We start from the raw sequence: 17,949 nt of genomic DNA, 5'->3' as shown, positions 1-17,949 counted from the left end.
GAGGGCGTGATCCCGACGCTCCCACCGTGTGCCCCATGAACCAGCTCGACCAGCTCAAGCAGTACACCACCGTCGTCGCCGACACCGGCAACTTCAAGCAGCTTGCTGCCTTCGCGCCGCGCGACGCCACCACCAACCCCTCGCTGATCCTCAAGGCGGTGCAGCAGCCCGAGTACGCGCCGCTGCTGGCCGAGACAGTGGCTGCCCACAAGGGCCAGCCGCTGGACGAGATCGTCGACCACGTGCTGGTGCGCTTCGGCCGCGAGATCCTCAAGGTGGTGCCGGGGCGCGTGTCCACCGAGGTCGATGCGCGGCTGAGCTTCGACACCGCCGCCACCGTGGCGCGGGCGCGTCGCATCATGGCGCTGTACGAGGATTCGGGGATCGAGCGCGAACGCGTGCTGATCAAGGTGGCATCGACCTGGGAGGGCATTCAGGCCGCGCGCATCCTGCAGCACCAGGGCATCCAGTGCAACCTGACGCTGCTGTTCGCGTTCTGCCAGGCGGTGGCCTGCGGCGACGCCGGCGTGCGGCTGATCTCGCCCTTCGTCGGGCGCATCTACGACTGGCACAAGAAGGCCGCCGGTGCTGCCTGGGACGAAGCTGCGAGCAGCGGCGCCAACGATCCCGGCGTGAAGTCGGTGGCGCAGATCTACACCTACTACAAGCGCTTCGGCATCGACACCGAGGTGATGGGCGCGAGTTTCCGCAACACCGGGCAGATCCTCGCGCTGGCCGGCTGCGACCTGCTGACCATCAGCCCCGAGCTGCTCGCCCAGCTGCAATCGGCCAGCGCCCCGGTGGTGCGCGCGCTCGACCCGGCGGTGTGCACCCACGCTGCGGTGCATGCGCTGAGCTTCAACGAGGCCACGTTCCGCTGGGCGCTCAACGAGGATGCGATGGCCACCGACAAGCTGGCCGAGGGCATCCGCGCCTTCGCTGCCGACGCCGCCAAGCTCGACAAGATGATCGGAGCCCTGTGATGAATGCCCCCCGCTGCGACCGCACCGAGGCCTGGGCCGCGCTGGCCGGCCACTACGAGGCGCACGGCCGCGACCTCGATCTGCGCGAGGCTTTCGCTCGCGACGCCGGGCGCTTCGCGGCGCTGTCGTTCGAGGCGCCGGAGGTCTTCGCCGACCTGTCGAAGAACCTCGTCGACACCGCCACGCTGAAGTTCCTGCTCGACCTGGCGCGCGAGTGCCAACTCGAGGCAAGGCGCCACGCGATGCTCGCCGGCGAGCCGATCAACACCACCGAGGGCCGCGCCGTGCTGCACACCGCGCTGCGCGCGCCGAAGGGGCAGGGCGCCCACAGCGCCGAGGTGCACGGCGTGCTCGACGCCATGCTCGCCTATGCCGAGACGGTGCGCGACACGGCCGCGAGCGGCATCAGGCACGTCGTCAACATCGGCATCGGCGGCAGCGACCTCGGGCCGCAGATGGTGGTGCCCGCGCTCGACGCCTTCGTGCACCCGGGCATCCAGTTCCACTTCGTCGCCAACGTCGACGGCCACGACATCACGCCGGTGCTGCGCCGCCTGAAGCCGGCCGAGACGCTGTTCATCATCGCCAGCAAGACCTTCACGACGCAGGAGACGATGGCCAACGCGATGGCGGCCAAGGCCTGGTTCACGGCGAACGGCGGCACCGACACGGCGAAGCACTTCGTCGCCACCACCACCAACGTGAAGGCGGCCGCCGAGTTCGGCATCACCACCACCTTCGGCTTTTGGGACTGGGTGGGCGGGCGCTACTCGCTGTGGAGCGCCATCGGCCTGCCGATCGCGCTGGCCATCGGCGCCGAGCACTTCCGTTCGTTGCTGGCCGGCGCGCATGCGATGGACCGGCACTTCGCCGACACGCCGCTGGCGAAGAACCTGCCGGTGCTGCTCGGTCTGCTCGACGTCTGGTACCGCAACTTCCACGGCTTCACGAGCCGCAGCGTGGCGCCCTACCACCAGGGCCTGAAGCGCCTGCCGGCCTACCTGCAGCAGCTGGAGATGGAAAGCAACGGCAAGCGCGTCGACCTGTACGGCGAGCCGCTGCCCTTCGGCACCAGCCCGGTGGTGTGGGGCGAGCCGGGCACCAACGGCCAGCACGCCTACTTCCAGATGCTGCACCAGGGCACCGACGTGATCCCGGTGGAGTTCATCCTGGTGAAGAAGCCGACACACGCGCTGGCCGACCTGCACACCAAGCTGCTGGCGAACGGCCTGGCGCAGGCGCAGGCGCTGATGCTGGGCAAGAGCACCGCGCAGGCGCTGGGCGAGAAGGCGCCCACCGCCTCGAAGGCGCTCGATGCGCTGACGGTCGCCAAGCACCGCACCTTCCCCGGCAATCGGCCGAGCACCACGCTGATGCTGGAGCAGCTCACGCCGCGCTCGCTGGGCGCGCTGATCGCGATGTACGAGCACCGCGTGTTCACCAGCGGCGCGCTGTGGGGCATCAACAGCTTCGACCAGTGGGGCGTGGAGCTCGGCAAGGCGCTGTGCAGCGAGCTGCTGCCGCGGCTGGCTTCGGGCGACTCGGCCGGGCTCGATGGTTCCACGGCGGGGTTGATGAAGCGCCTGCTCGCGTGAACGTCGTCTTCGACTTCGCGGGCGTGCTGTTCCACTGGCAGCCGCCCGAGCTGCTCTCGCGCCTGCTGCCGCACCGCACACCCGACGAGGCCGCGGCGCTGCGCCTGGTCGATGACATCTTCCAGGGCTACAGCGGCGACTGGGGCGACTTCGACCGCGGCACTGTCGAGCCCGGCCCGCTGGCCGAGCGCATCGCAAGGCGCACCGGGCTGCCGGTGGACGAGGTGCGCCGCGTCATCGACGGCGTGCCCGACGAGCTCACGCCGATCGCCGGCACAGTGGCGCTGCTGCGCGAGTTGCACGCAGCGGGCCGGCCGCTGTACTTCCTGTCCAACATGCCCGAGCCCTACGCATTGCACCTGGAGGCGACGCATGACTTCCTCGGCCTGTTCCGCGACGGCGTGTTCTCGGCGCGCGCCGGGCTGTGCAAGCCGGAGCCGGAGATCTTCGCGCACTGCGAGCGCCGTTTCAGGCTCGACCCGGCGCACACGATCTTCATCGACGATGTGGCGCACAACGTGGCTGCGGCTCGCGCCGCGGGCTGGCGTGCGCTGCAGTTCATCGACCCGGGGCAGTGTGCTGCGGCGCTGCGCGCCGAGGGCCTGCTCTGAGCGGGCGGCTCAGCCCAGGCCCGCCACCGCCTGCCGCGCCGCGTCGAAAGCCTGCGCGAGCACGGCCTGCTTCCAGGCCTCGGTGTCGGTGTAGAAGGCCTCGCGCATGCGCTTCTTGATGGCGCGTGCCTGTGCTTCGTCGGCTTCGGGGTGGTTTTCCAGCCACTGGTCGGCACGCAGCGCCTCGACGACCTCGATGATCGGCACGGTGCCGTACTCCATGGCGATGCCGGTGTACTCGGCCTGCGGGCATTCCTCGTAGACGGACATCCACATCATCCCCGTCAGGCGCGCCGAGGCCGAACTGCCGTCGTAGATCGAGGTGACGCCGCTGCCCCACCAGGCTCGGGCGCGAGCCAGCGCGGCGGCGTCATCGCGGCAGGCGAATATGCGCTCACCCACGCCGCTGGGCCCCAGGCCGGTGTGCAGGTCGATCCAGGCCAGGCGCTCGCAGCGGCTGCCATGGTCCTGCAGCACATGGCGCAGCGTGACCTGGCTCCAGGTCGGGTTGTGGCCGCCGTAGAAGAGGCCCTGCGGATGGGCGTGCTGACCGCTCGTCACGGCCTGCTGCAGCGCCTGCAGGCCATGGGTGGCCACGTAGCGCTGCATCGCGGCATTCACCTCGGCCGAGGGCGGCCAGCTCGGCGGCACCAGCAGCGTCGCGATCTCGTCGTAGGCCGGGTTGGCCGGCAGCGGCTGGCTGAAGTCGTGGAAGTTGCGGTTCAGGTCGACGTTCTCGTGCGTCGTGCGCCGCCACCACGAGAAGCCGTAGGGATTCAGCGCATGCACGTAGAGCACGGCGACCTGGCGCTCGCGCAGCAGCTGGTGCCAGGCGGCATCGCAGAGCAACGCATGCTGAACGCCCGAGCCGCAGTAGCCCTCGATGCCGTGGCACGCGCTGCTGACGATGAGCAGCGACTTCGCGTCGCGTGCGCCTTCGCGCACCACGTCCATCGCCAGCATCTCGCCGTCGCGGCCGAGCATCGGGTGCGGGTGGCTCTCCACGTCCAGGCCGGCCGCGTCGGCCGCGGCGAGGAACATCCGCCGCGCCTGTAGGTAGCTGGGCGCAAAGTGCGCCGATGCGTCCATGCTCAGCGGGGCTGCGCCAGCCAGGCTTCGGCCAGGCGCACCCACATCGTCGCGCCCAGCGGGATCAGCTCGTCGTTGAAGTCGTAGCTGGGGTTGTGCAGCATGCAGGGCCCCAGGCCGTGCCCGCCTTCGCGGTGGCTGCCGTCGCCGTTGCCGATCAGGAAATAGCAGCCGGGCTTGTCGAGCAGGTAGTAGCTGAAGTCCTCGGCGCCCATGGTCGGCTCGAACTCGAGCACGTTGTCGGCTCCGACCATCTCGCCGAGCACGCGGCGGGCGAACTCGGACTCGGCCGGGTGGTTGATGGTCGGCGGGTAGTTGCGCACGAACTCGAACTCGCACCCGGTGCCGAAGGCCGCGCAGGTGTGCTCGGCGACCTCCTTCATGCGGCTCTCGATCAGGTCGAGCACCTCGAGCGTGAAGGTGCGCACCGTGCCCTGGATCTCGCAGCTGTCGGGCACCACGTTGGTGGCCTCGCCGGTGTGGATCATGGTCACCGAGATCACGCCGGCGTCGATGGGCCGCTTGTTGCGCGTGATGATGGTCTGGAAGGCCTGCACCATCTGGCAGGCCACCGGCACCGGGTCGATGCCGTTGTGCGGCATCGCCGCGTGCGCGCCCTTGCCGCGGATGGTGATCCTGAACTCGTTGCTCGACGCGAAGCAGGGCCCGGGCTTGAGCGCGAACTGCCCGGCCGCCATGCCCGGCCAGTTGTGCGCGCCGAACACCGCCTCCATCGGGAACTTCTCGAACAGCCCGTCGCGGATCATCTCGCGCGCACCGCCGCCGCCTTCTTCGGCGGGCTGGAAGATCAGGTAGACGGTGCCGTCGTAGTGGCGGTGCTTCGCCAGGTGCTTGGCCGCGCCGAGCAGCATCGCGGTGTGGCCGTCGTGGCCGCAGGCGTGCATCTTGCCGGGGTGCCGGCTGGCGTGCGCGAAGCTGTTGTGCTCGGTCATCGGCAGCGCGTCGATGTCGGCGCGCAGGCCGACGGCACGGTCGCTCGTGCCGTTCTTCAGGATCGCCACCACGCCCGTCTTGCCCAGCCCGCGGTGGATGGGGATGCCCCAGTCGGTGAGCTGCTTCGCGATCACGTCCGACGTGCGCACCTCCTCGAAGCAAAGCTCGGGGTGGGCATGGATGTCGCGGCGGACGGCCGCGATGCTCGCCGCGTCGGCGAGGATGGATTCGATCAGCTTCATCAGGCGCTCCGGCGCTAGGGCGGCGGCCATCTTACCGCCGGGCCCGCAGCCCTTGCGGCGGCGCGGTCAGTGGATGATGCGGCCGTCGCGGGCGACCATCGACAGGTCGACGAAGCGGGAGCCTTCATGCTCGGTGGGGGCATGGCGCACCTTCACGCCGCCCAGGTCGAAGCTCGTGCTCTCCAGCGTGCGCACGAGGCCGGCTCGGCTGAGCTCGCGCCCGGCCGCCTTGAGCGCCAGGGCCAGCGCCTTGGCGGTCATGTAGCCCTCCAGGCCGCCGTAGCTGAAGTCGCCTTCGAGCTTGGCCAGGCGCATCGCGTCCTGGTACTCACGGGCGATCTCGCGCTTGCGCTCCCAGGGGCTGGGCACCACCTGCGCGAACACCATGCCCTGGCTGAGCGGGCCGAGGTTCTTCACGATCTGCGAGGAGCCCGAGTTCACGCCCATGAAGCTCGCCTTCGAACCTGCTGCCTTGGCCCTGGAGATCAGCTTCTCGTACGGCCCGGGCGAGCCGTGGTTGAAGACCATGTCGGGCTTCTTGTCCAGCAGGGCACGCACCATCGCCTCGTAGTCGCTGTCGCCGAGTTCGGATTTCGCCGGCAGCGGCAGCACCAGTTCCATGCCCAGTTCGGTGGCGAGCAGCCGTACGTTCTGCGCGTGGGTGCGCCCGCCGTCGGAATCGGCGTGGAAGAACGCCACGGTCTTCAGCCCGGTGCTCTTGCCCCAGCCCATCAGGGCGCGGAACTCGTCGCGGTGCTCCGCCCGCACCGGGAACACCATCGGCTGCAGCGGCCTGCGCAGGCCCGGCGGCCCGGCCATCGGCCCGAACAGCGGCACCTTCAGCTCCGACGCCACCTTGGCCACTGCCGCGGACGGGCCGCCCTCGATCGGGCCGAACAGGATGAAGGCGCCCTCCTGCACGAGCTTGCGCGCGTTCGATTCGGCCGTCGCCGTCTTGTTGTCGTCGTCCAGGGTGCGCAGCACGATCTTGCGGCCGTTCACGCCTCCCGCCGCGTTCAACGCGTCGAAGTAGAGCTTCATCCCGGTGTGCGCCGCCGTGCCGTAGGCGTTCTTGCCACCCTGCAGGGTGAGGGTGTTGCCGATGACGATCTCGGTGTTGCTCAGGCCGGGATCGGCGGCGAACGCGGTACCAGCCATCGCCAGCGTGGCGACCGTGGTGGCCAGCCTGCGCCGAAACCGGACCGCAGATGAAATCCTCTGCATCGAAAGCTCCCCCTGGAACTGCATGGCCGGTGGACCGGTCTTGCGCCGATTCTGTCGCTCTGCCAGGCGACGGCAGGGGGGGGAACAAACAGTTACGCTCGTGCCCGAGGTGGCACGGCAGTCTTTGGCAAGCGTGTCGCGTCAGCGACGCACGCGTCCGTCGGCAGCCAGGATCGTCAGGTCGACGTACTTGGACCCGGTGTGCTTGGTCGGCGAGAAGTCGACGAAGAAGCCGCCCAGGTTGAGGTCGCGCAGCGACTCCAGGCCGGTGATCAGGCCGTCGGTGCCGGCATTGGCGCCGGCGCGCTTGAGGCCCTCGGCGAAGGTGCGCGCGGCCACGAAGCCTTCCATGCTGGAGTAGTTGGGCTCGAACTTGTCGCCCTGCGCGGCCTTGCCCGCGGCCAGGTACTCGCCGGCCAGCTGCGACGCCGGCGTGAACGGGAACGGCACGACCTGGCTCACGACCACGCCGCGCGCGTCGGCGCCGAGTTCGTCGGACAGCGCCTTGGTGCCGACGAAGGAGACGTTGTAGAACGTGCCGCCGAAGCCGGCCTTGCGCGCAGCGCGGATGAAGGCGGCGCAGGACTTGTAGGCGCTGATCTGCACGATCGCGTCGGGCTTGCCGGCCATGATGGCCTTCACGGCGGCGTCCACGTCGACGGTATTGCGCTCGACCGTGCCCAGGCCGGCGGGCTCCAGGCCCAGCGGCTTGAGCGCGCGCGTCACGCCCTCGAGGCCGGCCTTGCCGTAGCTGTCGTTCTGGTAGAAGACGCCGATGCGCTTGATGCCGATGGCTGTGGTCTGGCGCACGATCTCGGCGGTCTCGTCGTAGTACGAGGCGCGCACGTGGAAGGCGTAGCGGTTGAACGGTGCGCGCAGCGCCTCGGCGCCGGTGAACGGCGCGAAGAACGGCGTCTTGGCCTGGGTGGCCAGCGGCAGCGCGGCCAGGCTGGTGGGCGTGCCGATGTAGCCGAACAGCGCGAACGCGCCGCCTTCGATCAGCTTGCGGGTGTTCTCGGCGCAGCGATCGGGTTCGTAGCCGTCGTCCAGGCTCTGCAGCTCGATCTGCCGGCCGTTGACGCCGCCCTTGGCGTTCAGGCGCTCGAAATGCAGCATCGCGCCTTCACGGAAGCGCAACCCGAGGGCCGCGGCCGGGCCGCTCAGCGCGGCCGATTGCCCCAGCACGATGCGGCCGGCTGATTGGGCCCACAGGGGAGTTGCGATGCTGGCGGCCGCAAGGCCGGTGGCGCGACGCAGGATCTGGCGACGGTTCATGACGACTCTCCCGTGGGCCACGGCGGGCCGTGATGATCAGCGGCGGACTTTCCCGTCCTCGGTCAGCATCGACAGGTCGACGAAGTGCGAAGCGACATGATCCTTCGGGCTGAAGTCGACCCGGAAGCCGCCGAAGTTCGCGTTCTGGATCGACTCCAGCGCATTCACCAGCGAGTCGCGCGACGGGTTGCGGCCGGCGCGGCGCAGGCCCTCGGCGAATACTTTCGCCGACAGATAGCCTTCCATGCTCGAATAGTTCGGCTGCGCCTCCGGCCCGGCTTTGCCGACCGCGTCGAGGTACTCGCGAGAGATCGGCGTGGTGGTCGAGAAGGGGAACGGCATCACCTGGCTGACCATGATGCCGCGGCCCTCGCGGCCCAGCTCGTCGGCCAGCGCCTGCGTGCCGACGAACGACACGTTGAAGAAGGTGCCGCCGTAGCCCGACTTGCGCGCTTCGCGGATGAAGGCGGCGCAGGACTTGTAGGCGCTGATCTGAACGATCGCGTCGGGCAGCTTCGGCGTGATGTCGGCCACGGCCTTGGCGACGTCGACGGTATTGCGCTCGACCGTGCCCAGTGCGACGGGTTCCAGGCCCAGCGGCTTGAGCGCGCGTTTCACGCCCTCGAGGCCGGCCTTGCCGTAGGCGTCGTTCTGATAGAAGACGGCGATCTTCTTCAGCCCGAGCGAGGTGAGCTGCTTCACGATCAGGCCGGTCTCGTCGTAGTACGAGGCGCGCAGGTGGAACACCCATTTGCTGAAGGGTTCGCGCAAGGCCTCGGCGCCGGTGAAGGGGCCGAAGAAGGGGATCTTGGCGTCGTTGATCAGCGGCAGCGCCGCCACGCAGGTCGGCGTGCCGACGTAGCCGATGAGGCCGAATACCTCGTCCTTGATCAGTTTCTCGGTGTTGGCCTTGCAGCGATCGGGCTCGTAGCCGTCGTCCAGCGTGCGCAGCTCGATGGTGTGGCCGTTGATGCCGCCATTGGCGTTGAGTTGGTCGAAGTAGATCTTCGCGCCCTTGTTCATCTGGATGCCCAGCTGGGCGGCCGGTCCGCTGAACGCGGCCGACTGGCCGAGAACGATGCGGCTGGCCTGGGCCCAGGAGGGCAGGGCGAGGGTGGCGCCGACGGCGGCCACGCGACGGATTGCGTCACGACGGTTCATAGAGATGCTCCAACGATGCGGTCCGGGTTCGGCTTTGCCAGCCGCCTTGTGCGCAGCGGGTCGCTCGACCTCGGAGGAATTCTTTGCGATGGCGCGCAGAATAAGGCGATGCCCTCGCGCTGGCGCGGTGATCCTTCACTAAGTCGGCCACTTCATAGGTGCGCTGTGCAATAGTTCGCGCATGGCTTCCACTCTTGTCCGCGCAGCGTGCCCGCACGATTGCCCCGACACCTGCGCGATCCGCGTCACCGTGCACGAAGGCCGCGCCGTCAAGGTGCAGGGCGACCCCGATCACCCGCCCACGCACGGCGCGCTGTGCACCAAGGTGTCGCGCTATCCGGAGCGCAGCTACCACCCCGAGCGCGTGCTGCAGCCGCTGCGGCGCGTCGGCCCCAAGGGCAGCGGCCGCTTCGAGCCGGTGAGCTGGGACGCGGCGCTGGACGACATCGCTTCGCGCCTGAAGGCCATTGCCTCGCGCGACCCGCAGGCCATCGTGCCCTACAGCTACGCCGGCACCATGGGGCTGCTGCAGGGCGAGAGCATGGCGGCGCGCTTCTTCCACCGACTCGGCGCCTCGCTGCTGGACCGCACCATCTGCGCCAGCGCCGGCGGCGATGCGCTGACCGCCACCTACGGCGGCAAGCTCGGCATGCACCTGGCGCACTACGCCGACAGCCGGCTGATCCTGATCTGGGGCAGCAATTCGATCGCCTCGAACCTGCACTTCTGGACCTTCGCCCAGCAGGCCAAGCGCAACGGCGCCAAGCTGGTCTGCATCGATCCGCGCAAGACCGAGACGGCTGACAAGTGCCACCAGCACATCGCGCTGCTGCCCGGCACCGACGGCGCGCTGGCGCTCGGGCTGATGCGCGAACTGGTCGTCAACGACTGGCTGGACCACGACTACATCGCGCGACACACCGAGGGCTGGCCGGCGCTGCGCGAGCGCGCCATGGCCTGGACGCCCGACCGCACCGCGCAGATCTGCGGCATCAGCGCCGACGAGGTGCGCGGGCTGGCGCGCGAGTACGGCACGACGAAACCGGCGGCGATCCGCCTGAACTACGGCATGCAGCGCGTGCACGGCGGCGGCAACGCGGTGCGGCTGGTGGCCATCCTGCCCTGCCTGGTCGGCGCCTGGCGCGATGCGGCCGGCGGCATGCTGCTGTCGGCCTCGGGCTGGTTCAAGCGCTTTCGCAACGACGCCGCGCTGCAGCGGCCCGACCTGCTGGCTGGCCGCACGGTGCGCACGATCAACATGAGCACCATCGGCGACGACCTGCTGCGCGAGAGCTCGCCGGGCTTCGGGCCGAAGATCGAGGCGCTGCTCGTCTACAACAGCAACCCGGTGGCGGTGGCGCCGGAATCGCCGAAGGTGGTGCGTGGTTTCGCGCGCGAGGACCTGTTCACCGTTGTGCTCGAGCACTTCATGACCGACACCGCCGACCACGCCGACTACGTGCTGCCGGCCACCACGCAGCTCGAGCACCTGGACGTGCACACCAGCTACGGCCACACCTACGCGATGATCAACGAGCCGGCGATCGCGCCGCTCGGCCAGGCCAGGCCGAACACGCAGATCTTCCGCGAGCTGGCCGCGCGGATGGGCTTCGACGAGCCCTGTTTCCGCGACGACGACGAGACGCTGGCGCGTTGCGCCTTCAGCGCCGAGATCGACTTCGCGACGCTGCGCCGTGACGGCTGGGTGAAGCTGCCGCTGCCCGAGGCGCCGTTCGCCGAGGGCGGTTTCCACACGCCCTCGGGCAAGTGCCTGATCGACGCGCCCGGACTGGGCGTGCCCGACCACGTGGCCAACCACGAGTCGGTGCTGAGCACGCCCGAGCTCGCGCAGCGCTACCCGCTGGCGATGATCTCGCCACCGGCGCGCAACTTCCTCAACTCCACGTTCGTGAACGTGAAGAGCCTGCGCGACATCGAGGGCGAGCCGGTGCTGGAGATCCACGCCGCCGATGCGCAGCCACGCGGCATCGCCGACGGCGCCACGGTGCGTGTGTTCAACGACCGTGGCACCTACATCTGCAAGGCGCTGCTCAGCCCGCGTGCGCGGCCCGGTGTCGTCAATGGCCTGGGCGTCTGGTGGCGCAAGCTCGGCCTGGCGGGCACCAACGTCAACGAACTCACGCACCAGCGGCTCACCGACCTCGGCCGGGCGCCGTCGTTCTACGACTGCCTCGTCGAGGTGGCGCCGCTGTCGTCGTGAAGCGCTGGCTGCTGATGGGCTTTCTCGGACTGACCGGCACGCTGGCGCTGGCGGCCGCCACGCTGTGCCTGACCAGTGGCTGCAGCTCGATGGGCTACTACGCGCAGTCGGTCGGCGGTCACCTGGCCTTGCTTCGGGCGGCCCGCCCGGTGCCCGAGGTGCTGGGCGACGCGCAGTCCGATGCGGTGCTGAAGGAGCGGCTGGCGCTGAGCCAGCGCATGCGCGATTTCGCGGTCAGCGAGCTCAAGCTGCCCGACAACGCCAGCTACCGCCGCTTCGCCGACCTGAAGCGGCCGGCCGCGGTCTGGAACGTGGTGGCGGCGCCCGAGCTCGGCCTGCAACTCAAGACCTGGTGCTACCCGATCATGGGCTGCGCGGGCTACCGCGGCTACTTCGACCGCGGCGAGGCCGAGTCCTACGCCACCGCGCTGCGCGAGGAGAAGCTCGAGGTCAGCGTCTACGGCGTGCCGGCCTACTCGACGCTCGGCCGCCTGCCGGGCGACTGGATGGCCGACCCGCTGCTCAACACCTTCATCCAGTGGCCCGAGGGCGAGCTGGCGCGTCTGATCTTCCACGAGATCTCGCACCAGGTGGCCTACGCGGCCGACGACACCGAGTTCAATGAATCCTTCGCCACCGCCGTCGAGCGCATCGGCGGCGCGCGCTGGCTGGCCACGCACGCCTCGGCGCAGGCGCGCGACGAGTACGCGCGTTTCGACGGCCGCCGGCAGGATTTCCGTGCGCTGACCATGGCCTGGCGCGACAAGCTCGACGCGCTGTACCGCTCGAACGCGAGCGACGCCGACAAGCGCGAGCGCAAGGCGGCGCTGATGGCGCAGCTGCGCGCAGAGTACGAGGCGATGAAGGCGCAACGCTGGGGCGGGTTTTCCGGGTATGACGGCTGGTTCGCGCGCGCCAACAATGCTTCGTTCGGCGTGCTCGCTGCCTACAACGCCCTGGTGCCCGACTTCGAGCGGCTGTTCGAGCGCAGCGGCCGCGACTTCGAGCGCTTCTACGCCGAGGTGCGGCGCCTGGCCGGCCTGCCCAAGGCGCAGCGGCGCGCCGCACTGGCTTCCACTGGAGACTGACCGATGCCCGACATCCGCATCCACCGCAAACATGCCCTCGGCCTGAGCAAGGCGCGCGAGGTCGCCTGGAAATGGGCCGAGCAGGTGGAACAGAAGTTCGACATGGAATGCACCGTCGTCGAGGGCGAGACGAGCGACACGGTGGAGTTCACGCGCTCCGGCGTGAACGGCCGCCTGATCGTGGCGGCCGACCACTTCGACCTCGATGCCAAGCTGGGCTTCCTGCTCGGAGCCTTCAGCAAGACGATCGAGGGCGAGATCGAGAAGAACCTTGACAGCCTGCTCGCCGCCGGGAGCAAGAGCGCGGCGAAGAAGGCCGCGCCCAAGGCGCCGAAGAAGAAATAGCCGCCGCTATTCCTTCAGGCCCTCGATCAGGTCGACGTATTCCTGCATCGCCTCGTCGGCCGACTTGCCCTTCAGTTCGTTCCAGGCGTCCCACTTGGCGCGGCCGACCATGTCGGTGAAGCCGGGGCGCTTGCCGTCCACGTCACCGCCGCTGGCCTGCTTGTACAGGGCATAGATCTTCAGCAGCGTCTGGTTGTCGGGCTTCTCGGGCAGGTTCTTCGAGTCGGCCACGGCCTTCTCGAAGCGCTTCTTGAGGTCGGACATGGGAGCGTCTCCTGTGGGTGAAAATGGGCATTGACGGTGCGGATGTTACCCAGCATCTTGGCCGATTCGAAAAACGCCCCGAGGAGACCCCCGATGTCGCAATCCGCCGAGCGCATGTCGCGCGTGGACACCGCGTGGCTGCGCATGGACAACGACGTCAACCTCATGATGATCGTCGGCGTGTGGCTGCTGCAGCCCGGCATCACCCACGAGGCGCTGAGCCGGCGCATCGAAGACAAGCTGCTCAAGTACGACCGTTTCCGCCAGAAGGTGGTGCAGGATGCGATGGGCGCCAGCTGGGTCGACGACGAACACTTCGACATCGGGCGGCACGTGGTGCGCGAGTCGCTCGAGCCCCGCTCGGGGCAGTCGGCGCGCGATGCCCTGCAGGAGCGCGCCGGCGAACTCGCCACGACGCCCTTCGACCCGCGCCATCCGCTGTGGCAGTTCCACCTGATCGAGCACTACGACGGCGGCAGCGCCATGCTCGCCCGCGTGCACCACTGCATCGGCGACGGCATTGCGCTGATCTCGGTGGTGATGTCGATCACCGACGGCGGCATGGACCCGCCTCAGCGCAAGAAGCGCGAGCAGCCCGACGAGGCGCACGAGGAAGACTGGCTGTCCGACGCCGTGCTCAAACCCTTGACCGACATCACCATCAAGGCGATCGGCATGTACGGCAGCGGCGTGGCCAAGTCGATGGAGGTGCTGGCCCATCCGCAGCAGCCGCTGCTCGGCTCGCTGGACGTGGCGCGCATGGGCTACCAGGTGGTCAGCGACGCGGCGGCACTGCTGCTGATGCCGGACGATTCGCCCACCTTGCTCAAGGGCAAGCCGATCGGCAAGAAGATCGTCGCCTGGAGCGAGCCGATGCCGCTGGATCGCGTCAAGACGGTCGGCAAGGGCCTGGGCTGCTCGATCAACGACGTGCTGCTGGCCTGCGTGGCCGGCGCCATCGGCGGCTACCTGCGCGAGCAGGGCGATGATCCATCGGGCAAGGAGATCCGTGCCATGGTGCCGGTGAACCTGCGCCCGCTGGAAGAGGCCTGGAAGCTGGGCAACCGTTTCGGCCTCGCGCCGCTGGTGCTGCCCATCGGGCTCGACAACCCGGTGGAGCGGGTCTACGCCGTGCGCCGCCGCATGAACGAGCTCAAGGGCAGCTACCAGCCCCTGCTCGCCTTCGCGGTGCTTGCCGTGGCCGGGCTGACCATCAAGCCCGTGCAGGACGCGATGCTCGGCCTGTTCGCCAAGAAGACCACCGCGGTGATGACCAACGTGCCCGGCCCGGCGCAGCCGCTCAAGCTGTGCGGCGCCACGCTGAAGCAGAACATGTTCTGGGTGCCCGCTTCGGGCGAGGTGGGCCTGGGCGTGAGCATCCTGACGTACAACGGCGGCGTGCAGTTCGGCCTGATCAGCGACGCGCAGCTGTGCCCGCATCCGCAGAAGATCATCGATCGCTTCGAACCCGAGTTCGAGAAGCTGCTGCTGCTGACGCTGATGCTGCCCTGGAACTGAAGCCGACGCCGCCTCCCTCGGGCAGGGTAGTTCCGACTCGATGCAGTCTCACGCCGTTCCCCAGGCTGATACGCCGGCTGTCCGCCTCGGCCGGCCGCTGCTACTACTGAACCTGCTGCTGCTGGCACTGGTGGTCGCGCTCGTCGTGCTCTCGCAGACGGCCAGCCGACAGAATTTTGTCGAGCGCGCCTCGGTCGCCACCGAGAACCTTTCCACCACCTTGGCGCAGGCCATCGAGGCCGAGATCGATCGCGTCGACATCGGCCTGCGCAACGTGCTGTTCGATCTCGAATCCGAACCTGCCGTGGGCAAGCTGGATCCCGCTTACGTCGAATCGCTGCTCGGGCAGCAGCTTGAATTGCTGCCGCAGCTGGAGAGCCTGCGCATCGCCGATGCCCAGGGCGTGGTGCGCTATGGCCGCGGGGTCGCGTCCGCCGGGCATGTCGAGGTCGGCGACCGCGCGTACTTTGTCGGTGCCCGTGACGCCGGCCACATGGACCCCGTGGTCTCGGGCCCGGTGCTGGCGCGAGTGAGCAAGAAATGGGTGGTCGTGGTGGCTCGTGCCTGGCGACCCAAGGGAGGCGCGTTCCGCGGCGTGATCTACGCCAACCTGACGGTCGAGCGTTTCGGGCGCCTGCTCGATGGCGTGGACCTCGGCCGGCACGGGGCGATCTCGGTGCGCGGCAGCGATCTCGGCCTGGTGGCGCGGCGCAGCGCGACTTCCGGGGCAGCCGCGGAGATCGGGTCCACCGCGGTATCGGGCGAACTGGCCCGGGCGCTGGTCGAGAAGCCGAACGCGGGCAGCTACGTGGCGCGTACGGCGATGGATGGCATCGAACGCGCCAACGCCTTTCGCCGCGTCGGCCGGCACCCGCTGCTCGTCATCGTCGGTCTGTCGACCGAGGACTTCCTCGGGCCGTGGCGTGTGCAGACCATGGAGGTGACCGCGCTGGCGACGCTGGTGACGCTGGCGCTGGCCTTGGGCTCGACGCTTCTGTACCGCGCCTGGACCGCCGAAGCGCGCGCGAGCCAGGCGCTGATCCGCGAGGGCGAGCGTTACCGCGCCCTGCTGCGTTCGGCCGGCGACGGCATGCATGTCATCGACCGCGCCGGCCGACTGGTCGAGCTGAGCGAATCCTTCGCCACCATGCTGGGCTACACGCGCGATGAACTGCTGACCCAGCATGTCTCGTTCTGGTCGCCGGAGATTCCACTGGCCGAGATCGATCGGCGCATGAAGGACTTCGAGATCGGCACCACCGTTCGAATCGCCACGCGGCACCGACGCAAGGATGGCAGCGACATCGACGTCGAGATCCTGTGCCTGGGCGTGCGCATCGATGGCGAGGAACTGCTGTACTGCTCGTCGCGCGACGTCACCGAACGCAAGGCGCAGGCGCGCGAGCTCGACCAGTACCGCCACCACCTCGAAGCGCTGGTCGCCGAGCGCACCGAACAGTGGCGTGTCTCGGAGCAGCGCTTTCGCGCGCTGGTCGAACAGTCGCTGGTGGGCGTGTTCGTGCAGGTGCGCAACCAGCTGCGTTTCGTGAACCCGGGTTTCGCCGCGATGTTCGGCTACGACTCGCCCGAGGAGATGATCGGTCGCGTGCCGGCGCACACCGTGGTGGCGCCGGAGGATCGCGAGCGCGTCGGCGACATCGGCCGGCGCATCGTCTCGGGCCAGGATCGCATCACCAAGCTGTCGTTCACCGGTCTGCGGCGCGACGGCACGCGGGTCTCGATCGAGGCCTACGGCTGCCCGATCGAGGACGACGGCGGCCCGGCGGCGGTCGGCCTGCTGCTGGATGTCACCGCGCAGCGCCAGGCCGAAGCCGAGCGCGCCGAGGCGCTGTTGCGAGAGCAGGGCCTGCGCAGCGCGGCCGAGCAGCAGGCGCGCTCGCTGGGTGAACTGCTCGAGCAGCGCGAAGAGTTCGTCCGCGTGCTGGCCCACGAGGTACGCCAGCCGCTGAACAACGCGTCGGCTGCGCTGCAAAGCGCTGCGGCCGGCCTGATCTCCGATGGTGGCGGCGACCGCGGCGGCGCCGCGCAGCGCATCGCGCGTGCGCAGTCGGTGATCGGCCAGATCGTCGCCAGCCTCGACAACACGCTGGCCTCCACCGCGCTGCTGGCCAGCACGCGGCAGATCGACGCGCGAGACGCCGACGTTGGCGCACTCATCGACCTGAGCCTGGGCGACCTGGACGCGGCGCAGCGCCCGCGCGTGCGCGTCGAGCGCATCTCATCGACGCGCACCGCGAGCATGGACATCGGCCTGATGCGCCTGGCGCTGCGCAACGTGCTCGGCAACGCGCTGGCCTATTCGAACGCCGGCAGCGAGGTGATCCTGCGCGTGATCGACAGCGACGAGCCGCTGGCACTGGTGTTCCAGGTCGCGGACTTCGGTCCGGGCATCGCCGAAGAGCTGCTGCCGCGCCTGTTCCAGCGCGGCGAGCGAGGCGCGCACGGCCTGCCGGGGCACGGCATCGGGCTGGACGTGGTGCGGCGCGTCATGGAATTGCACGGCGGCAGCGTCGACGTGCTGCCCCACCAGCCGCACGGCACGGTGTTCAGGCTGTGGCTGCCGCAGGGGCAGTAGCGCTCGCTTGGGCGGATCAGGCGCTGCGCAGCGGCCCGCGGAACACGTAGCCCACGCGCGACAGCGCTTGCAGCGGCACCGGGCTGGCCGTGGCGCGCTCGATGCGACGGCGCAGCCGGTAGATGATGGCGCTGAGCGTGTTGTCGGGCTCTTCGGTGACCGGCCTGCCGAGGTGATGACACAGCGACTCGCGCGTCACCGCCTGGCCTTCGGCCTGCACGAAACGCTCCATCACCGCGAGGTCGAGGTCGCTCAGGTCGATGCGCACACCGTCCGGCGCGATCAGCCGGCCGGCCTGCCGGTCGAGCAGCCATTCGCCGGAACTGCCGCTGTACGAGGCCACGCGCCGGTGCACCGCGCGGATCGCCACGACCACCTGGTCGAAGCTGGCCGGCTTGGACAGGTGCATGTCGGCACCGGCATCGACGACCGAGGAGAACACGTCGGGCGCGAGGCGGCCGGAGACGACCAGCAGCCCGGCCTGCGTGCGCCGGCGCAGGATGCGGATCAGCTCGACGCCGTCCACGCCCGGCAGCATCAGGTCGAGGATGTAGAAGTTGAACGAGAAGGGCGAGGTGTGCGCGAGCAGCTCGTTGCTGTCGCCGAAAGTCGACACCTCGATCTCCAGGCCGCGCAGGTGGGCGGCGAGGTACTCGCGGTACTCGGGGTCGTCATCGACCAGTGCGAGCGTGCGGGGCAGTGGCGAAGCGTTGGTTTGGGGCATGTCAGGGTGTCGACGGGAGCATCAAAAAATTCTAGCGATCGAATCGCCTGAATCGAAGC

The 17,949-nt window shown here is 69.2% G+C and carries 15 protein-coding genes; 8 read left to right on the top strand and 7 right to left on the bottom strand.

Going from position 1 to position 17,949, the window contains the following annotated elements; genetic code table 11:
* The first annotated feature begins 35 nt into the window (after positions 1-35).
* The 3 genes from tal to HZ992_RS19890 are packed head-to-tail and all read left to right on the top strand — an operon-like array spanning position 36 to position 3,189.
* A complete protein-coding gene (gene tal, locus HZ992_RS19900) occupies positions 36-983 on the top strand; it encodes a transaldolase (protein WP_209383547.1) in 948 nt (315 codons plus the stop codon).
* Entirely contained in the window at positions 983-2,578 is a 1,596-nt protein-coding gene (pgi, locus tag HZ992_RS19895) for a glucose-6-phosphate isomerase (protein ID WP_209383546.1), read from the top strand. Before tal ends, pgi begins: the two co-directional genes overlap by 1 nt.
* Positions 2,575-3,189 carry an HAD-IA family hydrolase gene (locus HZ992_RS19890; protein WP_209383545.1) on the top strand — a complete coding sequence of 205 codons (615 nt, stop codon included), beginning with the start codon at positions 2,575-2,577 and terminating at the stop codon, positions 3,187-3,189. Before pgi ends, HZ992_RS19890 begins: the two co-directional genes overlap by 4 nt.
* A gap of 9 nt (positions 3,190-3,198) precedes the next feature.
* Here HZ992_RS19890 and HZ992_RS19885 read toward each other — a convergent pair whose 3' ends face one another.
* The 5 genes from HZ992_RS19885 to HZ992_RS19865 all read right to left on the bottom strand — a co-directional run bounded on the left by HZ992_RS19885 (position 3,199) and on the right by HZ992_RS19865 (position 9,134).
* On the bottom strand, positions 3,199-4,278 hold the full coding sequence (locus tag HZ992_RS19885; RefSeq protein ID WP_209383544.1) for a M14 family metallopeptidase: 1,080 nt from the start codon (positions 4,276-4,278) through the stop codon (positions 3,199-3,201).
* Positions 4,279-4,280: 2 nt separating this feature from the next.
* A complete protein-coding gene (locus tag HZ992_RS19880) occupies positions 4,281-5,474 on the bottom strand; it encodes a M20 aminoacylase family protein (protein WP_209383543.1) in 1,194 nt (397 codons plus the stop codon).
* A 66-nt stretch (positions 5,475-5,540) separates the two neighbouring features.
* On the bottom strand, positions 5,541-6,698 hold the full coding sequence (locus HZ992_RS19875; protein WP_209383542.1) for an ABC transporter substrate-binding protein: 1,158 nt from the start codon (positions 6,696-6,698) through the stop codon (positions 5,541-5,543).
* 141 nt (positions 6,699-6,839) lie between these two features.
* Entirely contained in the window at positions 6,840-7,973 is a 1,134-nt protein-coding gene (locus HZ992_RS19870; RefSeq protein ID WP_209383541.1) for an ABC transporter substrate-binding protein, read from the bottom strand.
* Between the two features lie 36 nt (positions 7,974-8,009).
* Positions 8,010-9,134, bottom strand: a complete 1,125-nt coding sequence (locus tag HZ992_RS19865; RefSeq protein ID WP_209383540.1) for an ABC transporter substrate-binding protein — start codon at positions 9,132-9,134, stop codon at positions 8,010-8,012.
* A gap of 181 nt (positions 9,135-9,315) precedes the next feature.
* On the opposite strand from HZ992_RS19865, the gene HZ992_RS19860 reads away from it, so the two are divergent.
* Genes HZ992_RS19860 through HZ992_RS19850 form a run of 3 tightly spaced genes read left to right on the top strand, consistent with a single transcriptional unit; the run spans position 9,316 to position 12,788 of the window.
* Positions 9,316-11,355: a molybdopterin-containing oxidoreductase family protein gene (locus tag HZ992_RS19860; RefSeq protein WP_209383539.1), complete on the top strand. Its 2,040-nt coding sequence runs from the start codon at positions 9,316-9,318 to the stop codon at positions 11,353-11,355.
* A 14-nt stretch (positions 11,356-11,369) separates the two neighbouring features.
* The gene (locus HZ992_RS19855) at positions 11,370-12,443 is read left to right on the top strand and encodes an aminopeptidase (protein WP_209387245.1); all 1,074 of its coding nucleotides are present in this window, start codon (positions 11,370-11,372) and stop codon (positions 12,441-12,443) included.
* 3 nt (positions 12,444-12,446) lie between these two features.
* Entirely contained in the window at positions 12,447-12,788 is a 342-nt protein-coding gene (locus HZ992_RS19850) for a polyhydroxyalkanoic acid system family protein (protein WP_209383538.1), read from the top strand.
* Between the two features lie 6 nt (positions 12,789-12,794).
* Here HZ992_RS19850 and HZ992_RS19845 read toward each other — a convergent pair whose 3' ends face one another.
* Positions 12,795-13,052 carry an acyl-CoA-binding protein gene (locus HZ992_RS19845; RefSeq protein WP_209383537.1) on the bottom strand — a complete coding sequence of 86 codons (258 nt, stop codon included), beginning with the start codon at positions 13,050-13,052 and terminating at the stop codon, positions 12,795-12,797.
* A gap of 93 nt (positions 13,053-13,145) precedes the next feature.
* On the opposite strand from HZ992_RS19845, the gene HZ992_RS19840 reads away from it, so the two are divergent.
* Both HZ992_RS19840 and HZ992_RS19835 read left to right on the top strand, forming a co-directional pair.
* Complete coding sequence (locus HZ992_RS19840) at positions 13,146-14,570, top strand: wax ester/triacylglycerol synthase family O-acyltransferase (protein ID WP_209383536.1); 1,425 nt, start codon at positions 13,146-13,148, stop codon at positions 14,568-14,570.
* A gap of 40 nt (positions 14,571-14,610) precedes the next feature.
* Positions 14,611-17,166 (top strand): PAS domain S-box protein, encoded by a 2,556-nt coding sequence (locus tag HZ992_RS19835; RefSeq protein WP_209383535.1) that lies wholly within the window; start codon positions 14,611-14,613, stop codon positions 17,164-17,166.
* A gap of 16 nt (positions 17,167-17,182) precedes the next feature.
* Here HZ992_RS19835 and HZ992_RS19830 read toward each other — a convergent pair whose 3' ends face one another.
* Entirely contained in the window at positions 17,183-17,890 is a 708-nt protein-coding gene (locus HZ992_RS19830; protein ID WP_209383534.1) for a response regulator transcription factor, read from the bottom strand.
* Positions 17,891-17,949 lie beyond the last annotated feature (59 nt).

Origin of the sequence: Rhizobacter sp. AJA081-3 (genome assembly GCF_017795745.1) — a bacterium.
Classification (GTDB): Bacteria; Pseudomonadota; Gammaproteobacteria; order Burkholderiales; family Burkholderiaceae_C; genus Piscinibacter.
Note: the sequence above shows the minus strand (reverse complement) of the source record. Positions and strands in the feature narration are given on the sequence as shown.

Excerpts from the sequence above, each read along its gene's own strand:
- HZ992_RS19830 (WP_209383534.1), bottom strand. The coding sequence starts at position 17,890 with ATGCCCCAAACCAACGCTTCGCCACTGCCCCGCACGCTCGCACTGGTC.
- HZ992_RS19870 (WP_209383541.1), bottom strand. The coding sequence starts at position 7,973 with ATGAACCGTCGCCAGATCCTGCGTCGCGCCACCGGCCTTGCGGCCGCC.
- HZ992_RS19865 (WP_209383540.1), bottom strand. The coding sequence starts at position 9,134 with ATGAACCGTCGTGACGCAATCCGTCGCGTGGCCGCCGTCGGCGCCACC.
- HZ992_RS19875 (WP_209383542.1), bottom strand. The coding sequence starts at position 6,698 with ATGCAGAGGATTTCATCTGCGGTCCGGTTTCGGCGCAGGCTGGCCACC.
- HZ992_RS19835 (WP_209383535.1), top strand. The coding sequence starts at position 14,611 with ATGCAGTCTCACGCCGTTCCCCAGGCTGATACGCCGGCTGTCCGCCTC.
- HZ992_RS19880 (WP_209383543.1), bottom strand. The coding sequence starts at position 5,474 with ATGAAGCTGATCGAATCCATCCTCGCCGACGCGGCGAGCATCGCGGCC.
- HZ992_RS19850 (WP_209383538.1), top strand. The coding sequence starts at position 12,447 with ATGCCCGACATCCGCATCCACCGCAAACATGCCCTCGGCCTGAGCAAG.
- HZ992_RS19855 (WP_209387245.1), top strand. The coding sequence starts at position 11,370 with ATGGGCTTTCTCGGACTGACCGGCACGCTGGCGCTGGCGGCCGCCACG.
- HZ992_RS19860 (WP_209383539.1), top strand. The coding sequence starts at position 9,316 with ATGGCTTCCACTCTTGTCCGCGCAGCGTGCCCGCACGATTGCCCCGAC.
- pgi (WP_209383546.1), top strand. The coding sequence starts at position 983 with ATGAATGCCCCCCGCTGCGACCGCACCGAGGCCTGGGCCGCGCTGGCC.
- HZ992_RS19845 (WP_209383537.1), bottom strand. The coding sequence starts at position 13,052 with ATGTCCGACCTCAAGAAGCGCTTCGAGAAGGCCGTGGCCGACTCGAAG.
- HZ992_RS19840 (WP_209383536.1), top strand. The coding sequence starts at position 13,146 with ATGTCGCAATCCGCCGAGCGCATGTCGCGCGTGGACACCGCGTGGCTG.
- tal (WP_209383547.1), top strand. The coding sequence starts at position 36 with ATGAACCAGCTCGACCAGCTCAAGCAGTACACCACCGTCGTCGCCGAC.
- HZ992_RS19885 (WP_209383544.1), bottom strand. The coding sequence starts at position 4,278 with ATGGACGCATCGGCGCACTTTGCGCCCAGCTACCTACAGGCGCGGCGG.